This window comes from Trinickia dinghuensis (genome assembly GCF_003367175.1).
GTDB classification, from domain to species: Bacteria; Pseudomonadota; Gammaproteobacteria; order Burkholderiales; family Burkholderiaceae; genus Trinickia; species Trinickia dinghuensis.
In genome coordinates, this window is the sequence record NZ_QRGA01000026.1 from 1 (window position 1) to 21,556 (window position 21,556).

At 64.4% G+C, this 21,556-nt stretch carries 21 protein-coding genes, 1 tRNA gene and 1 pseudogene; 10 read left to right on the forward strand and 13 right to left on the reverse strand.

The window, feature by feature from the left end:
* Window positions 1–307, reverse strand: a pseudogene (locus DWV00_RS34805) (hypothetical protein); the annotation flags it as partial.
* Here DWV00_RS34805 and DWV00_RS35020 point away from each other — a divergent pair.
* From DWV00_RS35020 to DWV00_RS31720, 4 genes are all read left to right on the forward strand, one after another.
* Window positions 293–1,228: a DUF3426 domain-containing protein gene (locus tag DWV00_RS35020; protein ID WP_342767018.1), complete on the forward strand. Its 936-nt coding sequence runs from the start codon at window positions 293–295 to the stop codon at window positions 1,226–1,228. The pseudogene DWV00_RS34805 and the gene DWV00_RS35020 overlap by 15 nt on opposite strands.
* A gap of 82 nt (window positions 1,229–1,310) precedes the next feature.
* The gene (gene tpx / locus DWV00_RS31710; RefSeq protein ID WP_115537580.1) at window positions 1,311–1,811 is read left to right on the forward strand and encodes a thiol peroxidase; all 501 of its coding nucleotides are present in this window, start codon (window positions 1,311–1,313) and stop codon (window positions 1,809–1,811) included.
* A gap of 98 nt (window positions 1,812–1,909) precedes the next feature.
* A complete protein-coding gene (locus DWV00_RS31715; RefSeq protein WP_115537581.1) occupies window positions 1,910–2,848 on the forward strand; it encodes a carbohydrate kinase family protein in 939 nt (312 codons plus the stop codon).
* A 21-nt stretch (window positions 2,849–2,869) separates the two neighbouring features.
* Window positions 2,870–3,346, forward strand: a complete 477-nt coding sequence (locus DWV00_RS31720) for an outer membrane lipoprotein (protein ID WP_115537582.1) — start codon at window positions 2,870–2,872, stop codon at window positions 3,344–3,346.
* A 182-nt stretch (window positions 3,347–3,528) separates the two neighbouring features.
* On the opposite strand, the gene DWV00_RS31725 is transcribed toward DWV00_RS31720, so the two are convergent.
* The 7 genes from DWV00_RS31725 to DWV00_RS31755 form a co-directional block, all read right to left on the reverse strand.
* Entirely contained in the window at window positions 3,529–4,134 is a 606-nt protein-coding gene (locus DWV00_RS31725) for a histone H1-like DNA-binding protein (protein WP_115537583.1), read from the reverse strand.
* Window positions 4,135–4,145: 11 nt separating this feature from the next.
* Window positions 4,146–4,499 (reverse strand): hypothetical protein, encoded by a 354-nt coding sequence (locus DWV00_RS34815; protein WP_115537634.1) that lies wholly within the window; start codon window positions 4,497–4,499, stop codon window positions 4,146–4,148.
* A gap of 86 nt (window positions 4,500–4,585) precedes the next feature.
* Window positions 4,586–5,818: a ribonucleotide-diphosphate reductase subunit beta gene (locus DWV00_RS31735; RefSeq protein ID WP_115537584.1), complete on the reverse strand. Its 1,233-nt coding sequence runs from the start codon at window positions 5,816–5,818 to the stop codon at window positions 4,586–4,588.
* Between the two features lie 422 nt (window positions 5,819–6,240).
* The gene (locus tag DWV00_RS31740; protein WP_115537585.1) at window positions 6,241–9,234 is read right to left on the reverse strand and encodes a ribonucleoside-diphosphate reductase subunit alpha; all 2,994 of its coding nucleotides are present in this window, start codon (window positions 9,232–9,234) and stop codon (window positions 6,241–6,243) included.
* Between the two features lie 406 nt (window positions 9,235–9,640).
* Window positions 9,641–10,237 carry a 1,6-anhydro-N-acetylmuramyl-L-alanine amidase AmpD gene (gene ampD, locus DWV00_RS31745; protein ID WP_115537586.1) on the reverse strand — a complete coding sequence of 199 codons (597 nt, stop codon included), beginning with the start codon at window positions 10,235–10,237 and terminating at the stop codon, window positions 9,641–9,643.
* Entirely contained in the window at window positions 10,234–10,539 is a 306-nt protein-coding gene (locus DWV00_RS31750) for a PP0621 family protein (protein WP_115537587.1), read from the reverse strand. Before DWV00_RS31750 ends, ampD begins: the two co-directional genes overlap by 4 nt.
* A gap of 10 nt (window positions 10,540–10,549) precedes the next feature.
* Window positions 10,550–11,449, reverse strand: coding sequence for a cytochrome C assembly family protein (locus DWV00_RS31755; RefSeq protein ID WP_115537588.1), 900 nt, complete (start codon window positions 11,447–11,449; stop codon window positions 10,550–10,552).
* An 85-nt stretch (window positions 11,450–11,534) separates the two neighbouring features.
* Here DWV00_RS31755 and ffh point away from each other — a divergent pair, with 85 nt between their 5' ends.
* Both ffh and DWV00_RS31765 read left to right on the forward strand, forming a co-directional pair.
* Entirely contained in the window at window positions 11,535–12,902 is a 1,368-nt protein-coding gene (gene ffh, locus DWV00_RS31760) for a signal recognition particle protein (protein WP_115537589.1), read from the forward strand.
* A gap of 86 nt (window positions 12,903–12,988) precedes the next feature.
* Window positions 12,989–13,540 carry a hypoxanthine-guanine phosphoribosyltransferase gene (locus DWV00_RS31765; protein ID WP_115537590.1) on the forward strand — a complete coding sequence of 184 codons (552 nt, stop codon included), beginning with the start codon at window positions 12,989–12,991 and terminating at the stop codon, window positions 13,538–13,540.
* Between the two features lie 58 nt (window positions 13,541–13,598).
* Here DWV00_RS31765 and DWV00_RS31770 read toward each other — a convergent pair whose 3' ends face one another.
* Window positions 13,599–15,335 carry a proline--tRNA ligase gene (locus tag DWV00_RS31770; protein WP_115537591.1) on the reverse strand — a complete coding sequence of 579 codons (1,737 nt, stop codon included), beginning with the start codon at window positions 15,333–15,335 and terminating at the stop codon, window positions 13,599–13,601.
* A 253-nt stretch (window positions 15,336–15,588) separates the two neighbouring features.
* Between DWV00_RS31770 and DWV00_RS31775 the strand changes: the two genes are divergently transcribed.
* Both DWV00_RS31775 and DWV00_RS31780 read left to right on the forward strand, forming a co-directional pair.
* Entirely contained in the window at window positions 15,589–16,227 is a 639-nt protein-coding gene (locus tag DWV00_RS31775; protein WP_115537592.1) for an RNA pyrophosphohydrolase, read from the forward strand.
* 151 nt (window positions 16,228–16,378) lie between these two features.
* Window positions 16,379–16,933 carry a CNP1-like family protein gene (locus DWV00_RS31780; RefSeq protein ID WP_425452880.1) on the forward strand — a complete coding sequence of 185 codons (555 nt, stop codon included), beginning with the start codon at window positions 16,379–16,381 and terminating at the stop codon, window positions 16,931–16,933.
* A gap of 127 nt (window positions 16,934–17,060) precedes the next feature.
* Here DWV00_RS31780 and proB read toward each other — a convergent pair whose 3' ends face one another.
* The 4 genes from proB to rplU all read right to left on the reverse strand — a co-directional run bounded on the left by proB (window position 17,061) and on the right by rplU (window position 20,165).
* Window positions 17,061–18,179 carry a glutamate 5-kinase gene (gene proB, locus DWV00_RS31785; protein ID WP_115537593.1) on the reverse strand — a complete coding sequence of 373 codons (1,119 nt, stop codon included), beginning with the start codon at window positions 18,177–18,179 and terminating at the stop codon, window positions 17,061–17,063.
* Window positions 18,180–18,305: 126 nt separating this feature from the next.
* On the reverse strand, window positions 18,306–19,412 hold the full coding sequence (gene cgtA / locus DWV00_RS31790) for an Obg family GTPase CgtA (protein WP_115537594.1): 1,107 nt from the start codon (window positions 19,410–19,412) through the stop codon (window positions 18,306–18,308).
* Window positions 19,413–19,565: 153 nt separating this feature from the next.
* Window positions 19,566–19,829 (reverse strand): 50S ribosomal protein L27, encoded by a 264-nt coding sequence (gene rpmA / locus DWV00_RS31795; protein WP_115537595.1) that lies wholly within the window; start codon window positions 19,827–19,829, stop codon window positions 19,566–19,568.
* Between the two features lie 24 nt (window positions 19,830–19,853).
* Window positions 19,854–20,165 carry a 50S ribosomal protein L21 gene (gene rplU / locus DWV00_RS31800; RefSeq protein WP_115537596.1) on the reverse strand — a complete coding sequence of 104 codons (312 nt, stop codon included), beginning with the start codon at window positions 20,163–20,165 and terminating at the stop codon, window positions 19,854–19,856.
* A gap of 269 nt (window positions 20,166–20,434) precedes the next feature.
* On the opposite strand from rplU, the gene DWV00_RS31805 reads away from it, so the two are divergent.
* Both DWV00_RS31805 and DWV00_RS31810 read left to right on the forward strand, forming a co-directional pair.
* Complete coding sequence (locus DWV00_RS31805) at window positions 20,435–21,427, forward strand: polyprenyl synthetase family protein (protein ID WP_115537597.1); 993 nt, start codon at window positions 20,435–20,437, stop codon at window positions 21,425–21,427.
* A gap of 39 nt (window positions 21,428–21,466) precedes the next feature.
* Window positions 21,467–21,543, forward strand: a tRNA-Pro gene (locus DWV00_RS31810).
* Window positions 21,544–21,556: the final 13 nt, after the last annotated feature.

The window sequence follows — 21,556 nt, forward strand, 5'->3', positions numbered from 1 at the left end:
AGCTCAAGCCCGCGCGGAAGCCGACGCTCGCGCCGAACAGGAAGCCCGAGAGGCGGCTGAAGCTCAAGCCCGTGCAGAAGCCGACGCTCGCGCCGAGCAGGAAGCCCGAGAGGCGGCTGAAGCTCAAGCCCGTGCCGAAGCCGACGCTCGTGCCGAGCAAGAAGCCCGAGAGGCGGCTGAAGCTCAAGCCCGCGCCGAAGTCGACGCCCGTGCCGAGCAAGAAGCCCGAGAGGCGGCTGAAGCTCAAGCCCGTGCCGAAGCCGCGGCTCGCGCCGAGCAGGAGGCCCGAGAGGTGGCTGAAGCTCAAGCCCGTGCCGAAGCCGCGGCTCGTGCCGAACAGGAAGCCCGAGAGGCAGCTGAAGCTCAGGCTCGCGCCGAAGCCGAAAACGTCGAGACTCGCACCGAGCCAAAGCACGAGTCGGCCCCACAACCGCACGAATCGGATTTCATCGAGCCGGCCGCCGCACCGGCGTGGGCGCGATCGCAAGAGTCGGCTTGGCAGGACGACGACGAACCGCACTTCAACGGCCGCTTGCCCGCGGAAGCCGAAGACGAGCCGCACCTCGAACCGCATCTGCGAGCGAGCCTCCAAGCGCAGGCCGAAGCTTCGGCCGAACCGAGTTTCGGCGCGGCGGAGCCCAACGTGCATGCCGCGAGCGTGCCGCCGCTGTTCGCCGAGCCGCGCGAGTCCGACGAGCACGAACGGCACTTCGCGGTGACGCGCGAGGCGCGCGCCAAGTCACCGGGCCGCGCGATCGGGTACATCCTCGGCGGCATCGTCGCCATCGCCCTCGTCGTCGTGCTGATCGCGCAACTCGCGTGGTGGCGCCGGGAAGCGGTCATGGTCTACTGGCCCGATTCGCAGCCGCTGTTCGCGCGCGTGTGCGCTAAGCTCGGCTGTCAGCTTTCGCCGCCGCGCGACATCGACGGGCTGCAGGTCGAAGCATCCGATCTGCGCCAGGTCGACGGCCCGCACCGCCTCGAGCTGCGCGTGCCGCTGCGCAACCGCTACGGCGTCGCGCTGGCCTATCCGGCCATCGAGCTGACGCTGTTCGACGATAAGAACAACGTCGCGATCCGGCGCATACTATGGCCGCAAGATTATGTGCCTCCCGGCACGGCGATCGCGGCCGGCCTACCCGCGCATGCGACGCAGACGATGATCGTGCGCCTGGACAGCGGCAACGCGATCGCGACGAACTTCCGCGTCCAGATCTTTTATCCGTAGCGCCATCCGGGCGCGGCGCGCAGGACGCGCGCGCCCACTATTTCGCACTTGCGACAACCTGAAACGAACATCCGGAGCTAACATGAGTCAAGTCACGCTGGGCGGCAACCCGATCGAAGTCGGCGGCGCGTTTCCGTCCGTCGGCCAAAAGGCACCCGAGTTCTCGCTCGTCGGCAAGGATCTGAAGCCGGTGACGCTCGCCGATTTCGCCGGCAAGCGCAAAGTGCTGAACATCGTCCCGAGTCTGGACACGCCCACCTGCGCCACGTCGACGCGCAAGTTCAACGAAGCCGCGGCCAAGCTGCAGAACACGGCCGTGATCGTCGTCTCGGGCGATCTGCCGTTCGCCGCGTCGCGCTTTTGCACGACCGAAGGCATCGAAAACGTCGTGACGGCCTCGACGTTCCGCGGCCACGAGTTCGCGCAGGCGTACGGTGTCGACGTCACGTCGGGCCCGCTCACGGGCTTGACGGCGCGTGCCGTGGTCGTCGTCGACGAGAACGACAAGGTCGTGCACGCCGAGCTCGTCGGTGAAATCAAGAACGAACCGAACTACGAAGCCGCGCTGAGCGCGCTGAAGTAAGCGCCCGGCCCGCCCGACGAAGCACGCCGCGCTTGGAATACCCAAGCGCGGCGTTTTCGTATGGCGCTCCCATTACATAACGCACAGGAATTCTTGCCTTGGCTACGCTGATCTGCGGCTCGCTCGCCTACGACAACATCATGACCTTCCAGGGGCGCTTTCGCGAGCATATCCTGCCCGAGCAGGTCCACATCCTGAACGTGAGCTTCCTCGTCCCGACGATGCGCCGCGAATTCGGCGGCTGCGCCGGCAACATCGCCTACTCGCTGAATCTGCTCGGCGGCGACGCACGCATCATGGGCACGATCGGCGCAATCGACGGGCAGCTTTATCTGGATCGCTTCAAGAACCTCGGGCTACGCACCGATCACGTGCGCGTCGTACCCGACACCTATACCGCGCAAGCGATGATCACGACCGATCTCGATAACAATCAGATCGCCGCGTTCCATCCAGGCGCAATGATGCAGTCGCATCTGAACCATGCCGATCAAGCCGAGGACATCACGCTCGCGATCGTCGCGCCGGACGGCTACGAAGGCATGGTGCAGCACACGGAAAAGCTCGCCGCCGCGGGCGTGCCGTTCGTCTTCGATCCGGGCCAAGGCCTGCCGCTGTTCTCGGGCGACGCGCTCAAGCGCGCGATTGAACTCGCAACCTATGTGGCAGTCAACGACTACGAGGCAAATCTCGTCAGCAACAAGACAGGCTGGTCGCTCGACGAGATCGCAAGGCGCGTCCAGGCTCTGGTCGTGACGCGCGGCGAGCACGGCGCGCGGATCCATTACGACGGGAAGTGCGAGGACATTCCCGCCGTGCCGGCCTCGAAGGTCGTCGATCCCACCGGTTGCGGCGACGCGTTTCGCGGCGGATTGCTCTACGGCATCGAACGCGGCCTCGACTGGGCCACGACGGGCCGTTTGGCGAGCCTGATGGGCTCACTCAAGATCGAGCAGGCCGGCCCGCAAAACTACGCGCCCACCGCCCAGGAGATCGACCAACAGTTCAAGCAAGCCTTCGGCTATAGCTTGCGGTAATACCTTGTGGAGTAACTGACAATGAAAATATCAGCACGAGCCATGCTCGTCACGGTGCTGGTCGGTACCGTGACGATGACGGGGTGCGCGTATAACAGCAGCTCGCCCGACGTCTACACGGCGGGCCAAGCGCAGCGCGAGGAATCGGTGCGCTTCGGCACCGTCGAAAGCGTCCGCGCGGTGACGATCTCGTCGAACGACGGGCAGCCGAGCGGGCTCGGCGCACTCGGCGGCGGCGCCCTGGGCGCCGTCGCGGGCAGCGCGATCGGGGGCGGCAAAGGCTCGATCGCAACGGCCATCATCGGCGGCATCGCCGGCGCCGTCGCCGGTAACGCGGTCGAGAACGGCGTGGCCAAGCGTGCCGGCGTCGAAATCACGGTTCGCCTCGACAACGGCGACCTGCGCGCCATCACGCAATCGGCGAGCGGAGAGCTGTTCCAAGCGGGAGACCGCGTGCGTCTTCTCTCTAGCGCCGGCGTCACACGCGTCACGCATTGAGTCTTGGCCGTACCCGCGCGCGTTCGCCTTTCCTTCGATCGGCCGATGCGCGGTGCGAGTAGCGCGAGTTTGATGCGCGCATAAAAAACCCCGCCGCCGGCGAACCGGTGACGGGGTTTTTTCATAGGCGCCGGCGCTGAACGAGTGCGGCCGCGATGCGCCGCGCTCGTCGCGCTCTCCTATTACGGACGGCTGCCCGTCGGGAACGGCCAAGCAGCAGCCGGGTTCAACGCGGTCTTCACCGTCGAAGCAGGCGCCGTCGATGCAGCGGCAGCAGGCGCAGCAGGCGCAGCGGGGGCGGCGGGAGCCTTTTTCGCCGAAGCCTTCTTTGCAGGGGCAGCCTTCTTCGCAGGGGCAGCCTTTTTCGCGGCAGCCTTCTTCGCAGGCGCGGCCTTTTTAGCGGCAGCCTTCTTCGCAGGCGCAGCCTTCTTGGCGGCAGCCTTCTTAGCAGGCGCGGCCTTCTTCGCCGGTGCCGCCTTCTTCGCCGCAACCTTCTTCACCGCTGCCTTCTTGGCCGGTGCTGCCTTCTTCGCCGCGACCTTCTTCACGGCAGCCTTCTTGGCCGGTGCCGCCTTCTTCGCCGCAACCTTCTTCACCGCTGCCTTCTTGGCCGGTGCTGCCTTCTTCGCCGCAACCTTCTTCACGGCGACTTTCTTGGCTGCAACCTTCTTAGCCGGCGCTGCCTTCTTCGCTGCGACCTTCTTCACCGCGGCCTTCTTCGCCGGGGCTGCCTTCTTGGCCGGAGCTGCTTTCTTAGCGGCGGGTTTCTTCTTAGCTGCTGTTGCCATTGTGTTCTCCTTCAGGTTTGAGAATGAGTAAAGTTCGAACTACACCCTTCTTCAAACCCGCTTCCCGCTGCGCGCCGGGGATACAGGCAACGGCGCGCGCTGCGAAGCGGGCTATTCATCGGCGTACGCAAAAACCTAGCGCTTACGCTAATGAATGCGGTAAGGCGTGCCGTACCCAAAGGCACAGCACGCCGGATCGAGTCGGCAGCCGAGCGCCATGCGCTCGCGCAGCCCGATATTCGCTCGTGACAAGCCGGCGGCCAGGCCGCCGGCTTTTTTAGGGGGTAGTTCGCCCATCCCACCGAAGGGTTCGCAAAGTGCCTGTCATGTTTGTGGGCGGTCGCACCGCCGGGCACGCTTTGCATTAGGCGTTCTTGCTCCTTACCTTGTCCGCCGCGGCGTTTGTCGCGGCGGCGCCCCATCATCATTCGTTACACAAGGCCAGCACGCGTCATTCCCAGGACAGCGCGCCACCCGTTTGATATTCAATGACTCGCGTCTCGAAGAAGTTTCGTTCCTTCTTCAGGTCGATCATCTCGCTCATCCACGGGAACGGGTTCTCCTCGTTCGGGAACAGCGGATCGAGGCCGATCTGCTGGCAACGGCGGTTGCAGATGAAGCGCAGATAGCTCTTGAACATCGACGCGTTGAGTCCCAGCACGCCGCGCGGCATCGTGTCCTCGGCGTAGCGGTATTCGAGCTCGACCGCATGCTTGAACAGCTCGCGGATCTCTTCGCGGAATTCGCGCGTCCACAGGTGCGGGTTCTCGAGCTTGATCTGGTTGATGAGGTCGATGCCGAAATTGCAGTGCATCGACTCGTCGCGCAGGATGTATTGGTACTGCTCCGCCGCGCCCGTCATCTTGTTCTGCCGGCCGAGCGCGAGAATTTGCGTAAACCCGACATAGAAGAACAGGCCTTCCATAACGCAGGCGAACACGATCAGCGACTTGAGCAGCTTCTGATCGGCCTCGAGCGTGCCCGTCTTGAAGGCCGGATCGGTCAGCGTATGGATGAACGGGATCAGGAACTCGTCCTTGTCGCGGATCGAGGTGACCTCGTGGTAGGCATTGAAGATCTCGCCTTCGTCCAGACCCAGCGATTCGACGATGTACTGATAGGCGTGCGTGTGGATCGCCTCTTCGAACGCCTGACGCAGCAGGAACTGGCGGCACTCGGGCGCCGTGATGTGCCGGTAGGTGCCGAGCACGATGTTGTTCGCGGCGAGCGAGTCGGCCGTCACGAAGAAGCCGAGATTGCGTTTGACGATGCGGCGCTCGTCTTCGGTCAGACCGTTCGGGTCCTTCCAAAGCGCGATGTCGCGCGACATGTTGATTTCCTGCGGCATCCAATGGTTCGCGCAGCCGGCGAGGTACTTCTCCCACGCCCACTTGTACTTGAACGGCACCAGTTGGTTGACGTCGGTGCTGCCGTTGATGATCCGCTTGTCGGCCACGTTCACGCGCGCTTCGGATGCGGCGGCGGGTTGTGCGGTTGCGGCAGCGGCCGCGTACGGAGCGACGGCGACGTCGTTCTCGAAGATGTTCTGCGCCAACGGAGCATGCGTCGCTGCGCGCGACGCTGCTTGCGTTTCGACAGCGTGGCCCGCGGGGTTGCGCAACGCGTTCTGTTGCGAACCGCTCGAGGGCGTTACCGCAGTCGTCTCGTCATCCCAGTTGAGCATAAATTCTCACCATCAATTTAGATCGGTTTGTACCATCTTTTCACGAGCGATAAAAGGGTTCGCTCGTGAAAATCCTTGTTTTTCGATTCACGCTGCGACCTCGATACAACACTTTGTTCGTTACGTCGCAAACGCGAGATCGTCGATGACTCATGAAGCGTCGTCTCGATGCGTTTGTCCTCACGTCGAAGAGGACCTCGTCGAGGCATCGATCGTCGACGCTTCGCGTCCTTTTCGTGTGTCCTCGATGCCCCGCATCCGTCTCTTCCCGGATGCCTCCAATGCTTGACGAAGCGCATCGCGGATCGATCGCGGGCGCGCGTTCGTCGTTCTCTTGTTTCTTGTTCTCGTTCGCGCGCCCTTGCCCTGCCGACTACCGGTACCGGCGCGACGCTCGCGCGCCGCGCCTTCGAGCGAAGCCGTTACTGGCAAGCCTCGCATTCGTCGAAGCCCGGATCGCCGGGACGCATCATGCAAACGGGGCCGTCCGGCTGCTGCGCTTCGGCCGCGGCAACCGGTGCCGCGCTCATGCCGCCCACGCCGCCCATCGACGAACCCGCGCCGCCCGTCGCGCCGAAGCCGCCTGCCGCGCCGCCGCTCGCGCCGCCGTCAGCCGAAGGCACCGCGTTGAGCGCGCCGTGCGCGACCGTCGATTTCTCGACGTGCGTGGCCGCCATCGTGCGCAGGTAGTACGTCGTCTTCAGACCGCGCACCCAGGCGAGCTTGTAGACCTCGTCGAGCTTCTTGCCCGATGCGCCGCCCATGTAGATATTCAGCGACTGCGCTTGGTCGATCCACTTCTGACGACGCGACGCCGCCTCGACGAGCCACTTCGGATCGACTTCGAACGCGGTGGCGTAGATCGCCCGCAGATCCGCCGGAACGCGGTCGATGCGCGAGAGCGTGCCGTCGAAGTACTTCAGGTCGGCAACCATCACTTCATCCCAGAGGCCGCGGGCCTTCAAGTCGCGCACCAGATAGTCGTTCACCACCGTGAACTCGCCCGACAGGTTCGACTTCACGTACAGGTTCTGGAACGTCGGCTCGATACAGGCCGAGACGCCGATGATGTTCGAGATCGTCGCCGTCGGCGCGATCGCGACGCAGTTGGAGTTGCGCATGCCGTAGGTACCGATGCGCGAGCGCAGCGCCGGCCAGTCCATCGTCTCGGACGAGTCGACCTCGACGTAGCCGCCCCGGGCGTCGGCCAAGAGCTTCAGCGTGTCTTGCGGCAGGATCCCGCGATCCCACAGCGAGCCGCGATAGCTCGAGTACCGGCCGCGTTCCTCGGCCAGCTCCGTCGACGCGTAGTAGGCGTAGTAGCAGACCGCTTCCATCGAACGGTCGGCGAACTCGACCGCTTCGTCGGACGCATACGGCACCCGCAGCATGTGCAGGCAGTCCTGGAAGCCCATGATGCCCATGCCCACCGGACGGTGCTTCAGATTCGAGTTACGCGCCTTCGACACCGCGTAGTAGTTGATGTCGATGACGTTGTCGAGCATGCGCATCGCCACGCTGATCGTGCGCTTGAGCTTGTCCTGGTCGAGCGCGTAGCGGCCGTCGGCCTGCTTCACGAGGTGCGCGACGAGGTTCACGGAGCCCAGGTTGCAGACGGCGATTTCGCTGTCGCTCGTGTTCAGCGTGATCTCGGTGCACAGGTTCGACGAGTGGACGACGCCCACATGCTGCTGCGGCGAGCGAATGTTGCACGGATCCTTGAACGTGATCCAGGGGTGGCCCGTCTCGAACAGCATGCCGAGCATCTTGCGCCAGAGCTGAGCGGCCGGGATCTTCTTGAACAGCTTGAGCTCGCCGCGCGCCACCTTCTCTTCATACGCCGTGTAAGCTTTTTCGAAGTCCGCGCCGAACTTGTCGTGCAGATCCGGGCAGGTCGACGGCGAGAACAGCGTCCAATCGCCGCCCTCCATCACGCGCTTCATGAACAGGTCGGGGATCCAGTTCGCCGTGTTCATGTCGTGCGTACGGCGGCGGTCGTCACCCGTGTTCTTGCGCAGCTCGAGGAACTCCTCGATGTCGAGGTGCCACGATTCCAGGTACGCGCAGACTGCCCCCTTGCGCTTGCCGCCTTGGTTCACGGCCACGGCAGTGTCGTTGACGACCTTCAGGAACGGCACGACGCCTTGCGACTTGCCGTTCGTACCCTTGATGTGCGAACCGAGGGCACGCACGCGCGTCCAGTCGTTGCCGAGACCGCCGGCGAACTTCGACAGCAGCGCGTTTTCCTTCAGCGCTTCGTAGATGCCGTCCAGATCGTCAGCGACCGTCGTGAGGTAGCACGAGGACAGCTGCGAGCGGCGCGTACCCGAATTGAACAGCGTCGGGGTGGAGCTCATGAAGTCGAACGTCGAAAGCACGTTGTAGAACTCGATCGCCCGCGCCTCGCGGTCGATCTCGTTCAAGGATAGCCCCATGGCGACACGCATAAAGAATGCCTGGGGCATTTCGATGCGCGTGCCTTCGACGTGCAGGAAGTAGCGGTCGTACAGCGTTTGCAGGCCGAGGTAGCCGAACTGCAGGTCGCGATTCGATTCGAGCGCCGCGCCGAGACGCTTCAGATCGAACTGAAGCAGCTTCTCGTCGAGCAGTTCCGCTTCGATGCCGCGCTTGATGAACTGCGGGAAGTACTCGACATAGCGCTCGCCCATTTCGCTTTGCGTCACTTCCTCGCCGAGGATCTCGCGGCGGATCGTGTGCAGCAGGAGGCGGGACGTCACTTGGCTATAGGCCGGGTCCTTTTCGATCATCGTGCGCGCCGCGAGGATCGCCGAGTCGTAGACCTGGCTCATCGGCACGCCGTCGTACAGATTCTTGACCGTCTCGGTGACGATCGGCTCGGCGTTCACGGCATCGCCGAGCTGATCGCAGGCCGATTCGATCAGCGCGCGCAGCGCCTGCATATCGAGCGGGCGCGTGACGCCGTTATCGACGACGTTCAAGCCCGAGGACGGCGCCCCGGCGGCTTCCTGCTCTTGGCCGCGCTCTTGATTGCGCTTCTCGCGATACAGAACGTAGGCACGCGCGACGTTGTGCTCGCCGCCGCGCATCAGCGCGAGTTCGACCTGGTCTTGGATGTCTTCGATGTGGAACGTGCCGCCGTTGGGGCGGCTGCGCACGAGCGCGCGCACGACGCTTTGCGTCAGCTGCTCGACGAGCTCGCGCACACGCGCGGACGCCGCGCCTTGCCCGCCGTTGACGGCCAGGAACGCCTTCGTCACGGCAATCGCGATTTTGGACGGCTCGAACGACACGACGCTGCCATTGCGGCGGATCACTTTGTAGTCCGCGAAGGTCGCCTGCGGCGCGAGCGGCTGCGCGTAGGCGGCCTGGCCGCCCACGGCGCGCCCGGCCTGCGCGCCTTCGTGCTGGCTCGTCATGTTGTCGGTCGTTTGCATGTGCAAAGCTCCTGATCTTGGATGTGCGGTCAAACCGCGGATTGGAACAACCGCCGCGCCACCCCGAGCGCGAACGATGAGGGGCGGGAGAGAGAAAACCCCCGAAGGTAGAACGCCGAGCATCGCCCGGCGTTCTACCCGCATGATTCGCACGCCGTTTTCTGCGGTCCCGGCGCCCTCTTTCTGCACTCGGGCGCCCCGGCGTGTCGACACAATATCTAGTGCAATTGCGTCTTCTTGCTACCAAGTATAGTGGACGCATCGGCCAATTCAAAAAGGTTTATTTGGGGCCGAGCGCTTGACTTTTGATTAACCGAGCCGGGACAAGGACTTACCGCAAACGCAAGCCGCATGCGCGTTTGCGCCGATCGCGCGAGCGCGAAAGAGCGACTGCGGGAGGCCGCGGCTACGCTCGCAGATAGGGGAAATACCGATCCGCGAGCGCGGTATCGCGCCGCAGGCGCGCCCAGTCGAAGTGAGGACCGGGGTCGGTCTTGCGTCCCGGCGCGATGTCGGAATGGCCGGCCAGCGCCTCGATCGGATAGCGCTCGAGGAGCGCCGCAACGAGCGCCGCGAGCGCCCCGTATTGGGCCGCTTCGAACGCGCTCGCGTCATCCCCCTCGAGCTCGATGCCGATGGAGAAATCGTTGCAACGTTCGCGCCCGAAAAAGCTGGAGACCCCCGCGTGCCACGCGCGCTCGTCGCACGAGACGAACTGCTCGAGCGCGCCGTCGCGCCGAATCACGAAATGCGACGAGACGCGCAGGCCGCGCAGATGGGCGTCGTAATAAGGATGCGCGTCGCAATCGAGGCGATTCAGGAAGAGATCCGCGATCGCATTGCCGCCGAACTCGCCGGGCGGCAGGCTGATGTTGTGGACGACGATGAGCGTGGGCACGGCGCCGGCGGGGCGCGCCTCGAAGTTCGGCGAAGGCAGCACGCGCGCGCCGCGTGCCCAGCCGTCGCCATCGACGGCGACGGCGAACGGCGGCATCGTGCTCATCGTCCCTCGCGGCCGCCCGCGCGTGCCGCATAGCGCTGAGCGTGCTCGGCGCTGCAGAAGTACTGCGCTCCGGAACGAACCGAATCGCTCTGGGGCGCGTGCACCCCGCACACGGCGCAGCGCACCATCGGCTCGGCGAGCCGCGGCGGCTCGCGCTGCGCGCTGCCGGCCGTGCCGTGCGCCGGACCGGAACGTGCCCCGCGGCGGCCGGCGGCGGGGGCTTGAGGTTGACCGGCACGCATCGTCTTCACCAGCCAGCGGGCGGCGAGCACGAACACGACGAGAAGAAAAATCTGGCGCATAGCGAAGCGATCAAACGACGGGACGGTGCAGCAGCACCTCGAAAACGAAGCGGCTGCCCACGTAGGCGAGCAGCAGGGCCAAGAACGATGCGAGCACCCAGCGCAGCGCGGCGCGCCCGCGCCAGCCCGACACCCGGCGCGCCGTGAGCAGCCCCCCGAACATCAGCCAGGACAGGATCGCGAACACGGTCTTGTGATCGAACATCAAAGGCCGGCCGAGCAACTGCTCGCTGAACAGCGCGCCCGAGACGAGCGTGAGCGTCAGCAAGACGAAGCCCGCGCCGATCAAACGGAACAGGAGCTTCTCGAGCGTCAAGAGCGGCGGCAGCGTGTCGAGCCAACTCGCCAGCCACCCACCGCCGCGGCCCTCGAGCACGCTGCGCGGCGTGTGCAGACGGCGCTCGGCGAACAGCATCAGCACCGCATGCAGCGCCGCGATCGCAAACAGCCCATAGGCCACGTTCGCGATGATGAAATGCATCTTGAACAGCGGCGCGGCTGCGTACGAGAGGACATGCACGCCGCCGAACGCGAGCGGCATCAGCGCGGCGATGCCGGCGAGCGGCAGCACGAGCAGGCCGAGCCCTTCGAGCGGGAAGAAAAAACTTTCGATCCAGTAGATGCAGGCCCCGAGCCAAAACATGGCCGACAGCGCGAACGCGAACCCGAACACCATCGCATCGTGCGGGAAGATCGTGATATGCAGCAGCACCCCGTGCACGATGAGGGCGACGAGCAGCAGCGCCCGCGCGGTGCGCGGCGCGCCGGCCGGTTGCGCGCGCGGCGCGGCGGGCACGGGCGGCACGCTCGACAGCATCGACGGCGCCCCCTCGGTGCGATGCGCGCGCCAGCCGGCGACGGCAAGGCCGCCGTAAAGGAGCGCGGTGAGGGCATACAGTACAATATCCATGTTCCAAGTTTACACTAGGCCGCCGCACCCGCCCCGCCCTCGAGCGACGGCGCGCAGCCGCCGCTGTGCTTCCTACGGCTCCCCCATGCTCGACACACTCACCCAACGGATGGCGCACGTCGTCAAGACGCTGCGCGGCGAAGCCCGCCTCACCGAATCGAATACGCAGGAAATGCTGCGCGAAGTGCGGCTCGCGCTGCTCGAGGCCGACGTGGCGCTGCCCGTCGTGCGCGATTTCATCGCCAAGGTCAAGGAAAAGGCCCTCGGCGAGGAAGTGCTGTCGAGCTTGTCGCCGGGCCAAGCGCTCGTCTCGGTCGTGCAGCGCGAGCTCACGGCCGTCATCGGCGGCGACTACGAAGGCAAGGCGGCCGAACTCAATCTCGCCGTCACGCCGCCCGCCGTGATCCTCATGGCCGGTTTGCAGGGCGCCGGCAAGACGACCACCTCGGGCAAGCTCGCGAAGCTGTTGCGCGAGAAGTACAAAAAGAAGGTGCTGACCGTCTCGTGCGACGTCTACCGCCCGGCCGCCATCGCGCAGCTGAAGACGGTGACGGAACAAGTCGGCGCCGATTTCTTCCCGTCCGAGCCGAATCAGAAACCGGTCGAGATCGCGCACGCCGCGCTCGACTGGGCCAAGCGTCACTATCACGACGTGCTCATCGTCGATACGGCCGGCCGCCTCGGCATCGACGAAGCGATGATGCAGGAGATCGCCGCGCTGCACGCCGCCGTCAAACCGGTCGAAACGCTGTTCGTCGTCGATGCGATGCTCGGCCAGGACGCGGTGAACACGGCCAAGGCGTTCAACGACGCGCTGCCGCTCACGGGCGTCGTCCTCACCAAGCTGGACGGCGACTCGCGCGGCGGCGCGGCGCTTTCGGTGCGTCACGTGACGGGCAAGCCCATCAAGTTCGTCGGCGTGGCCGAGAAGCTCGATGGGCTCGAGGTGTTCTACCCCGAGCGGATGGCGAACCGTATCCTCGGCATGGGCGACATCCTCGCCCTGGTCGAGGAAGCGCAGCGCAACGTCGACGTCAAAGCCGCACAAAAGCTCGCCGATAAGGTCAAGAAGGGCGGCGACTTCGACCTGAACGACTTCCGCGCGCAGCTTTCGCAGATGAAGAACATGGGCGGCTTGTCCACGCTGATGGACAAATTACCGGCTCAGTTCCAGCAAGCCGCGTCCGGCGCCGACATGGGGCAAGCCGAAAAGCAGATGCGCCGGATGGAGGGCATCATCAACTCGATGACGCCGGCGGAACGCGCGAAACCCGAACTCATCAAGGCGACGCGCAAGCGCCGCATCGCCGCCGGCGCGGGCGTGCAAGTTCAGGAAGTGAACCGGATGCTCAATCAGTACGAGCAGATGCGCACGATGATGAAGAAGCTCAAGGGCGGCAACCTGCAGAAGATGATGCGCGGCATGAAGGGTATGCTGCCGGGCATGAGATAAGCTCGGCAAGCGCAGGGGTTTATGCCGTGGCGCGCATCGGCGCGCCGCTTCACACTATATATACAGTCACCGCCCGCTGAGACGCCATGAATCGCGAAGAAGCTCTCCACATCTTTCGCCACTCCGAGGAAATCGTCTCGGCCTCCGAAGTCAATGCCTCGATCGAGAAGATGGCCAAGGCCATCCGCGCGCAGATCGGCGAAGATTTCCCGCTGCTGCTGTCCGTCATGGGCGGGGCCGCCGTGTTCACCGGCATGCTGCTGCCGCATCTCGACTTTCCGCTCGAGTTCGACTACATCCACCTGACGCGCTACCGCAATACGACGCACGGCAGCACCGATATGCAATGGCGCGTGGCGCCGGCCGAGTCGGTCAAGGACCGCGTCGTCCTGGTGCTCGACGATATCCTCGATGAGGGCGAGACGATGGCCGCGATCCGCGACCGCATTCTCGCGATGGGCGCGAAGCGGTTTCTGAGCGCCGTGCTCTGCGAAAAGCAGCTCACGAAAGCCAAGCCGCTGCGTCCCGATTTCTGCGGGTTCGAAGTACCGGACCGCTACGTGTTCGGCTGCGGCATGGACGCGAAGGGCTACTGGCGCAATCTGCCGACGATCCGCGCGCTGACCGAAGGCGCCTGAACCCGATTACCCCCTTCACGGTGCCGGATCTCGACGTCGAGATCCGGCACTTGGCCGGTTAGACGGCGAGCGCCGCGCGGATCTTGTCCGCCGCGAAGCCCGCGGCTTCCTCCACCGGCACCAGAGTCGGCTCCGCGTCGCGGCGGCCCTGATACTCGAGCTTCCCTTCCTTGAGCCCACGCTCGCCGATCACGAGGCGATGCGGCACGCCGATCAGTTCCCAATCGGCGAACATCACCCCCGGACGCTCGCCGCGATCGTCGAGGACCACGTCGATACCGGCCTCCGACAGCTGCGCATAGAGCTTGTCCGTTTCGGCGCGGACGCTTTCGCTTCGGTCATAGCCCATCGGGCACAGGACGACCTCGAACGGCGCGATCGCCTCCGGCCAAATGATGCCGCGCTCGTCGAAGTTCTGCTCGATGGCCGCGCCGAGAATCCGCGTGATGCCGATGCCGTAGCAGCCCATGACCATCGGCTGCGGCTTGCCGGTTTCATCGAGGAAGGTCGCGCCCATCGCCTCGGAGTACTTCGTGCCGAGCTGGAACACGTGGCCGACTTCGATGCCGCGGCAGATCTCGATCGATCCCTTCCCGTCGGGCGAAGGATCGCCCGGACGCACGTTGCGGATGTCGGCCACGACCGGCTCGGGCAGATCGCGGCCCCAGTTCACGCCCGTCGTGTGGTAGTCGACCTCGTTCGAACCGACGACGAAATCGCTCATGTTCGCGACCGTGCGATCGGCGACGACCTTGATCGGCTTCTTCGTGCCGATCGGGCCCAGGTAGCCCGGCGGCGTGCCGAACCATTCGACGATCTCGGCTTCGGTGGCGAAGCGGAAGCCGGCAAGGCCGGGCAGCTTGCCGACCTTCACTTCGTTCAACCCGTGATCGCCGCGCAGCATCAACAGCCAGATCGTCGGCTCGGCGCCTTCGTTCTCGGTCGCGAGAATGATCGACTTGATCGTACGCTCGAGCGGGATGTTCAGGAACTCGGCGACGGACTCGCACTTGGCCTTGCCCGGCGTTGCCGTCTTTTGCATCGTCTCGGCCGGCGCGGCGCGTTCGGCATAGAGCGGCAGCGCTTCGGCGGCCTCGACGTTGGCCGCGAAATCGGAGTTCGGGCAGTAGGCGATGTCGTCCTCGCCCGTGGCCGCGATCACGTGAAATTCCTGCGAACGATTGCCGCCGATCGAACCGCTGTCGGCGTTGACGGCGCGGAATTCGAGACCGATGCGCGTGAAGACGCGCACGTAGGCGTCGAACATCTTGCGATACGACTCGTTCAGCCCGGCCTGGTCCTTATCGAACGAGTAGGCGTCCTTCATCGTGAACTCGCGGCCGCGCATCACGCCGAAACGCGGACGGATTTCGTCGCGGAACTTCGTCTGGATCTGATAGAAGTTCACCGGCATTTGCCGATAGCTCTTGATCTGGTTGCGCGCGATGTCGGTCACGACTTCCTCGTGCGTCGGCCCGATCACGAAATCGGTCTGCTTGCGATCCTTGAAGCGCAGCAGTTCCGGCCCGTATTGCTCCCAGCGCCCCGACTCCTGCCAGAGCTCGGCCGGCTGCACGGCCGGCATCAGCAACTCGAGCGCGCCCGCGCGATTCATTTCCTCGCGCACGATCGCCTCGACCTTGCGAATCGAACGCAGCCCGACGGGCAAGTAGCTGTAGATGCCACCTGCAACGCGGCGAATCATGCCCGCGCGCAACATCAACTTATGGCTGACGACTTCTGCGTCCGCCGGAGCTTCCTTCAGGGTGCCGATAAAGAAACGGGAGGCTTTCATTCAACGATTTTTCCAAAAGCGGCAGCCCGCAGCGAGCCGCCAAAGAAAGGAACGAGTGATTTTGGGACATCAGCGAGAACCGCTGCGCGCACGGCGATAGCCTACGCGAAGCGGCGGGATTCGTCAGACAAGTCACCGGACGCACCGGGGCGCGATTGTTGCAGCGCCAGGAACCCTTATGGTGCATGCCGATGCCAAAGGCTCGTTATCTGTTTATAATCAAAGCAATTTTAAAGGATTCGAAGGTGGTTGTATGCTTGATCGCGAAGGCTTTCGCCCGAACGTCGGCATCATCCTCTTGAACGCGCACAACGAGGTGTTTTGGGGCAAGCGGCTGCGTGAACATTCCTGGCAGTTTCCGCAAGGGGGCATCAAGTATGGTGAGACCCCTTTGCAAGCGATGTATCGGGAGTTACACGAAGAAACCGGCTTGCACCCGGAGCACGTCAAGATCATCGGTCGCACGCGCGACTGGCTGCGTTACGAGGTGCCCGACAAGTTCATCAAGCGCGAAGTACGCGGCCATTACCGCGGCCAGAAACAGATCTGGTTCTTGCTTCGGATGGTCGGCCGCGACTGCGATATCTGCTTGCGCGCCACCGATCACCCGGAATTCGACGCGTGGCGCTGGAACGAGTATTGGGTGCCGCTCGACGCAGTGATCGAGTTCAAGCGGGATGTCTATCAGTTGGCGTTGACCGAGCTGTCGCGCTTCCTGCGCCGCGTGGCGCCGCGCATGGAGAAGGCGCGCGGCCCCCATCAAGGCCAACGGTACCCGCGCGTGTCGCCCTCGGCGCAGATGCCGGGATCGGACGGCGGGCCGCTGCATGGGCCCGGCGATTGCGAGGAATCGTCGCCCTTCCCCACGCCCAGCCTGATCCTGCCGGGTTGATCGGCCGCGGCGCCCCTCGGGGCGCGCGTGCTTGACGTGCGAGGGCGCCGGCGGGAAACCGCCGCGTCCGCACGCCGCTCGCTCGATCGTATCCGAGGGCGCTATCATTCGGTCTTTCGAATCTTCGCGCCCGCTCATCGAGGTACCCATATTGAAAGCGATCGTTTTGACGCTGGCCTGCGTGGCCAGCGGCGTCATGCTGGCCGGTTGCTCGCACACGCCGACCAAACCCGCGGACAACACCAAGTTCCAATACCTGCTCGATCGCCATGCCGCATGGACCGAAAACAAGGTCGATACGCTGCCGCCGCTGCCGAACGAGCAAGACTTGATCCCGTTCGACGTGTCGAACAACACGCCGTTGCACTTCGCGGTCGACGGCAAGTCGCTGAGCGTCGGCTCTGACGGCGTCGTGCGCTACACGATCGTCGTCACGACCCCGAGCGGCGCGCGCAACGTCAATTACGAAGGCATCCGCTGCGACAACTACGAGTGGAAGCTCTATGCAGGCCTGAATGCCGACCACGACGGCTGGGACCGCACGGTGGCCAACGACTGGACGCGCATCGAAAACGGCAACCTCAATGCCTACCAGGCGGCGCTCTATCAGGACTACTTCTGCTCGAGCAAGACCCCGACGGGGAAGGCGAAGGCGATCGTGGACAACATGCGGATGCATCGGACGGCCACGTCGCAGATGCAGTAGCACGAGCGGTAGTTCCCGCCGGCAAACGGTTGGACTCGCTCGAAACAAAGGCCCGCGTCCAACGGCGCGGGCCTTGTTCATCTGGAAGTGATGGACGCGCTGCCGCCGAGCGGCGTGAGCCTCCCTCTCAGACGACGACCAGATTGTCGCGGTGAATCAGTTCCGGTTCGAGCATGTAGCCGAGGATCGATTCGATGTCGGTGCTCGCATGGCGGTGAATCAGCTTAGTCTCGGCGCTGCTGTAATTCGTGAGCCCGCGCGCCACCTCGCGCCCGGCCATATTCACGCAGGCGATCACCTCACCACGCGCGAATGCGCCTTGCACGTCGACGACACCGATCGGCAGCAAGCTCTTGCCGCCCACCGTCAGCTTCTCCACCGCGCCGTCGTCGATCACGACATGGCCGCGCACCTGCAGATGATCGGCCATCCACTGCTTGCGTGCGGCTAGGCGCGCCGTACGCGCGATGAGCTGCGTGCCGATCGCCTCGCCCGCGGCCAGCCGCGTCAGCACGTCCGGCTCGCGGCCGCTCGCGACCACCGTGTTCGCCCCGCTGCCCGCGGCCCGCTTCGCGGCAAGAATCTTCGTCAGCATGCCGCCGCGCCCGATCGCCGAACCCGCGCCGCCCGCCATCGCCTCGAGTTCGGGTGCGCCAGCATCGGCCTCGCGCACGAGTTCGGCCGACGGATCCTTGCGCGGATCGGCCGTGAACAAGCCCAGTTGATCGGTGAGGATGATGAGCGCATCGCCCTCGATGAGGTTCGCGACGAGCGCGCCCAGCGTGTCGTTGTCGCCGAACTTGATTTCGTCGGTCACGACTGTGTCGTTCTCGTTGATGATCGGCACGACACCCAGGCGCAGCAAGGTCAGCAGCGTCGAGCGCGCGTTCAGGTAGCGCTCGCGGTCGGCCAAGTCGGCATGCGTCAGAAGAATTTGGGCCGTGCGGATTCCATACTCGGCGAACCGGCTTTCATAGACCTGCGCGAGGCCCATTTGCCCCACGGCCGCGGCCGCCTGCAGTTCGTCGATTTCGCGTGGACGCTTGGTCCAGCCCAGGCGCTGCATGCCCTCGGCGATCGCACCCGAACTCACGAGCACGACCTCCTTGCCGCGCTCTCGCAATTGGGCGATCTGCGCCGCCCAGAGGCCGATCGCCGCTTGATCGAGCCCACGCCCCTCGTTCGTGACGAGGCTGGATCCCACCTTCACAACCAAGCGCTTCGAATCCGCGATGACAGAACGCATCGTGCGACAGTCTCCATGAATGATCGTTGAGTCCGCCGTGTGCCGTGCGCCGTCACGTTAGTGCGGGTCGGCTCTCAACCGGCGAACTTGAGCGCCGGCGATTGCCGGCACCCGATGCGCGAACGGTCAGCTCTGCGACGCGGGGGCATCGTCGCCCGCCGGTCCGCCGCGGAAACGAACGTCGGCCGCGAGATCCTCCGCTTGCTCGGCGCGATGCGCATCCGAATGCTCGGACAGGTAATCGTAGACCGCGTAGCACAGATTCTCGCAACCGAGACCCGTCAGCGCCGAAATCTGGAACACCGGCCCCGTCCACTCGAACCGTTCGAGGAAATCGGCCACGCGGGCGTCGCGCTCGTCCTCGGCCACCATGTCGAGCTTGTTGAGCACGAGCCAGCGCGGTTTTTGGTAGAGCGTCTCGTCGTACTTGCGCAGCTCGGCGACGATCGCCTTCGCTTCGGCAACGGGATCGACGCTCTCGTCGAACGGCGCGAGATCGACGATATGCAGCAACAGGCCGGTACGCTGCAAGTGCCGCAAAAATTGGTGACCGAGCCCCGCGCCTTCGGCCGCGCCTTCGATGAGGCCCGGGATGTCGGCGATGACGAAGCTCTTGCTCGGCCCGACGCGCACCACGCCGAGGTTCGGCGCGAGCGTCGTGAACGGGTAGTCGGCGATCTTCGGCTTGGCGTTCGACACCGACGAGATGAACGTCGATTTGCCCGCGTTCGGCATGCCGAGCAAGCCGATATCGGCCAGCACCTTCAGCTCGAGGCGCAGCATGCGGCGTTCGCCGGGCTTGCCTTCGGTCTTCTGGCGCGGCGCGCGGTTCGTGCTCGACTTGAAATGCAGATTGCCGAGACCGCCGGACCCGCCCTGGGCGATCTGTACCGTCTGCTCGTGTTCCGTCAGATCGGCGATGATCTCGCCCGTGTCCATATCGTTGATCACGGTGCCGACGGGCATGCGCAGGAAGATGTCGTCGCCGCCCTTGCCGTAGCAGTCGGAGCCGCGGCCGTTCTCGCCGTTGCGCGCCTGATGCTTCTTCGCGTACCGGTAATCGATGAGGGTGTTGATATTGCGGTCGGCTACCGCGAAGACGCTGCCGCCTCGGCCGCCGTCGCCGCCGTCTGGACCGCCGAACGGAACGAACTTTTCGCGGCGCATCGACGCGCTGCCGTCGCCGCCGTCGCCGGCGATCACCTCGATCCGCGCTTCGTCAATGAACTTCATCTCTCGCTCCGTCCCGTGCTTTCCCGATATTTTGCCGCTTGCGGCGCGCCCGCACCATGTAGATGCGCCGGACGCGCCCTGCGCACAGAAGAAAAAAGGCCCCGCCAACTACGCGGGGCCTTTTTGCTGTGTCGCTCCCGTGTCTGATCTAGCTCAGACCGCGGCCGGGACAACAATAACCGTATGCTTCTTGGCCGCACCCTTCGTCGTGAACTTGACGTGGCCGTCGGTCAACGCGAACAGCGTGTGATCCTTGCCGATGCCGACGTTGTCGCCCGGATGCATGCGGGTGCCGCGCTGGCGCACGATGATGCCGCCTGCATTGATCGCTTGGCCGCCGTACACCTTCACGCCGAGGCGTTTCGACTCGGAGTCGCGGCCGTTGCGGGAAGACCCGCCTGCTTTTTTGTGTGCCATTTGATTGCTCCTTAACCGGTGCGCTTACGCGTTGATCGCGTCGATGCGCAGTTCGGTGTAGTTCTGGCGGTGACCTTGGTGCTTCTGGTAGTGCTTCCGGCGACGCATCTTGAAGATCGTCACTTTGGCGTGCCGCCCATGAGATACGACGGTAGCCTTGACGGAAGCCCCACCCACCAGCGGCGTACCGAACTTAATCGATTCGCCTTCGCCTACCGCGAGAACCTGGTCGAGCGTGATTTCAGCGTCAATGTCTGCCGGTATCTGTTCTACTTTCAATTTTTCGCCGACAGCAACTTTGTACTGCTTGCCGCCGGTTTTTATGACCGCGTACATTGAGAACCTCACTCTGTGTGCGCCACGCCGCTTGCGTGGACGCTAAATCCAAACTTAATTCAAACCTACCTGCCTGCCACTTCTTTTCAGCGCACCGAGCTGCCGTGCGTGAAAACGCGTGATTATACATGGAGTTAGCGGCTCGGTCAAAGTCGCCCGCCGTCTGCCGCGCGCCACACTCGCGCGCGGGCGTGGCGCTACGGGCCCGCGCGCACCCTCTGAGAGCCGCATACCCTTTATAATCCGCGGCACCACACCATTTTTTGATCATGTCGTCGACCGCCACCTCATCCCCCAGCGCCGCCAACCTGCTCGCCCCGATTTCCGAGGACATGGAGCAGGTCAATCGTGTCATTCGGCAACGTTTGGCTTCCGAGGTGATGCTCATCAACCAGATCTCGGAATACATCATCAGCGCCGGCGGCAAGCGGCTGCGCCCGGCGCTGCTGCTGCTCGTCGCGGGCGCGCTCGGCGATACGACCGGCCACCGGCACGAGCTCGCGGCGATCGTCGAATTCATTCATACGGCCACGCTGCTGCATGACGACGTCGTCGACGAATCCGATTTGCGGCGCGGCCGCCAGACGGCGAACGCGCTGTTCGGCAACGCCGCGAGCGTGCTGGTGGGCGATTTTCTCTACTCGCGCTCGTTCCAGATGATGGTGGGCATCGGCAAGATGCGCATCATGGAAATTCTCGCCGAGGCGACGAACATCATCTCCGAAGGCGAGGTGCTGCAGCTTCTGAACATGCACGACGCGGACGTCGACGAAGCGCGCTACATGCAGGTGATCCGCTACAAGACCGCCAAGCTGTTCGAAGCGGCCGCCCAGCTCGGCGCCGTGATCTCGGGAGCCGACGCACCCACGGAAGCCGCGGCCGCCGAGTTCGGCCGGCGCATCGGCACGGCGTTCCAGATCATGGACGACTGGCTCGATTACACGGGAACGGCCGAATCGATGGGCAAGAATGCCGGCGACGATCTGCGAGAAGGCAAGCCCACGCTGCCGCTCATCTATTTGATCGAGCGCGGGACGCCCGAGCAATCCGCCCTTGCGCGCGAGGCGATCGAGCACGGCGGCACGGACCGCTTCGACACGATCTTCGAAGCGATCTCGCACTCGGGTGCACTCGATCACACGCTCGACTGCGCGAAGCGCGAGGCGCAGGCCGCGGCCCAAGCAATTTCTTCGTTTCCCGATTCCATTTACAAAGAAAGCCTGCTAGAATTATGTTTTTACTCGACGGCCCGCCAGTCTTAAACGAGACTGATTAGCCGAAAGAGTCCAGCAGTAAGAATTCGGGGTGTAGCTTAGCCTGGTAGAGCGCTACGTTCGGGACGTAGAGGCCGGAGGTTCGAATCCTCTCACCCCGACCAGAATTTACTTGAT

Bases quoted from the DNA above. Each gene is read 5' to 3' on its own strand.
- tpx (WP_115537580.1), top strand. From the start codon at position 1,311: ATGAGTCAAGTCACGCTGGGCGGCAACCCGATCGAAGTCGGCGGCGCG.
- DWV00_RS31720 (WP_115537582.1), top strand. From the start codon at position 2,870: ATGAAAATATCAGCACGAGCCATGCTCGTCACGGTGCTGGTCGGTACC.
- DWV00_RS31725 (WP_115537583.1), bottom strand. From the start codon at position 4,134: ATGGCAACAGCAGCTAAGAAGAAACCCGCCGCTAAGAAAGCAGCTCCG.
- DWV00_RS34815 (WP_115537634.1), bottom strand. From the start codon at position 4,499: ATGCAAAGCGTGCCCGGCGGTGCGACCGCCCACAAACATGACAGGCAC.
- DWV00_RS31735 (WP_115537584.1), bottom strand. From the start codon at position 5,818: ATGCTCAACTGGGATGACGAGACGACTGCGGTAACGCCCTCGAGCGGT.
- DWV00_RS31740 (WP_115537585.1), bottom strand. From the start codon at position 9,234: ATGCAAACGACCGACAACATGACGAGCCAGCACGAAGGCGCGCAGGCC.
- ampD (WP_115537586.1), bottom strand. From the start codon at position 10,237: ATGAGCACGATGCCGCCGTTCGCCGTCGCCGTCGATGGCGACGGCTGG.
- DWV00_RS31750 (WP_115537587.1), bottom strand. From the start codon at position 10,539: ATGCGCCAGATTTTTCTTCTCGTCGTGTTCGTGCTCGCCGCCCGCTGG.
- DWV00_RS31755 (WP_115537588.1), bottom strand. From the start codon at position 11,449: ATGGATATTGTACTGTATGCCCTCACCGCGCTCCTTTACGGCGGCCTT.
- ffh (WP_115537589.1), top strand. From the start codon at position 11,535: ATGCTCGACACACTCACCCAACGGATGGCGCACGTCGTCAAGACGCTG.
- DWV00_RS31765 (WP_115537590.1), top strand. From the start codon at position 12,989: ATGAATCGCGAAGAAGCTCTCCACATCTTTCGCCACTCCGAGGAAATC.
- DWV00_RS31770 (WP_115537591.1), bottom strand. From the start codon at position 15,335: ATGAAAGCCTCCCGTTTCTTTATCGGCACCCTGAAGGAAGCTCCGGCG.
- DWV00_RS31775 (WP_115537592.1), top strand. From the start codon at position 15,589: ATGCTTGATCGCGAAGGCTTTCGCCCGAACGTCGGCATCATCCTCTTG.
- proB (WP_115537593.1), bottom strand. From the start codon at position 18,179: ATGCGTTCTGTCATCGCGGATTCGAAGCGCTTGGTTGTGAAGGTGGGA.
- cgtA (WP_115537594.1), bottom strand. From the start codon at position 19,412: ATGAAGTTCATTGACGAAGCGCGGATCGAGGTGATCGCCGGCGACGGC.
- rpmA (WP_115537595.1), bottom strand. From the start codon at position 19,829: ATGGCACACAAAAAAGCAGGCGGGTCTTCCCGCAACGGCCGCGACTCC.
- rplU (WP_115537596.1), bottom strand. From the start codon at position 20,165: ATGTACGCGGTCATAAAAACCGGCGGCAAGCAGTACAAAGTTGCTGTC.
- DWV00_RS31805 (WP_115537597.1), top strand. From the start codon at position 20,435: ATGTCGTCGACCGCCACCTCATCCCCCAGCGCCGCCAACCTGCTCGCC.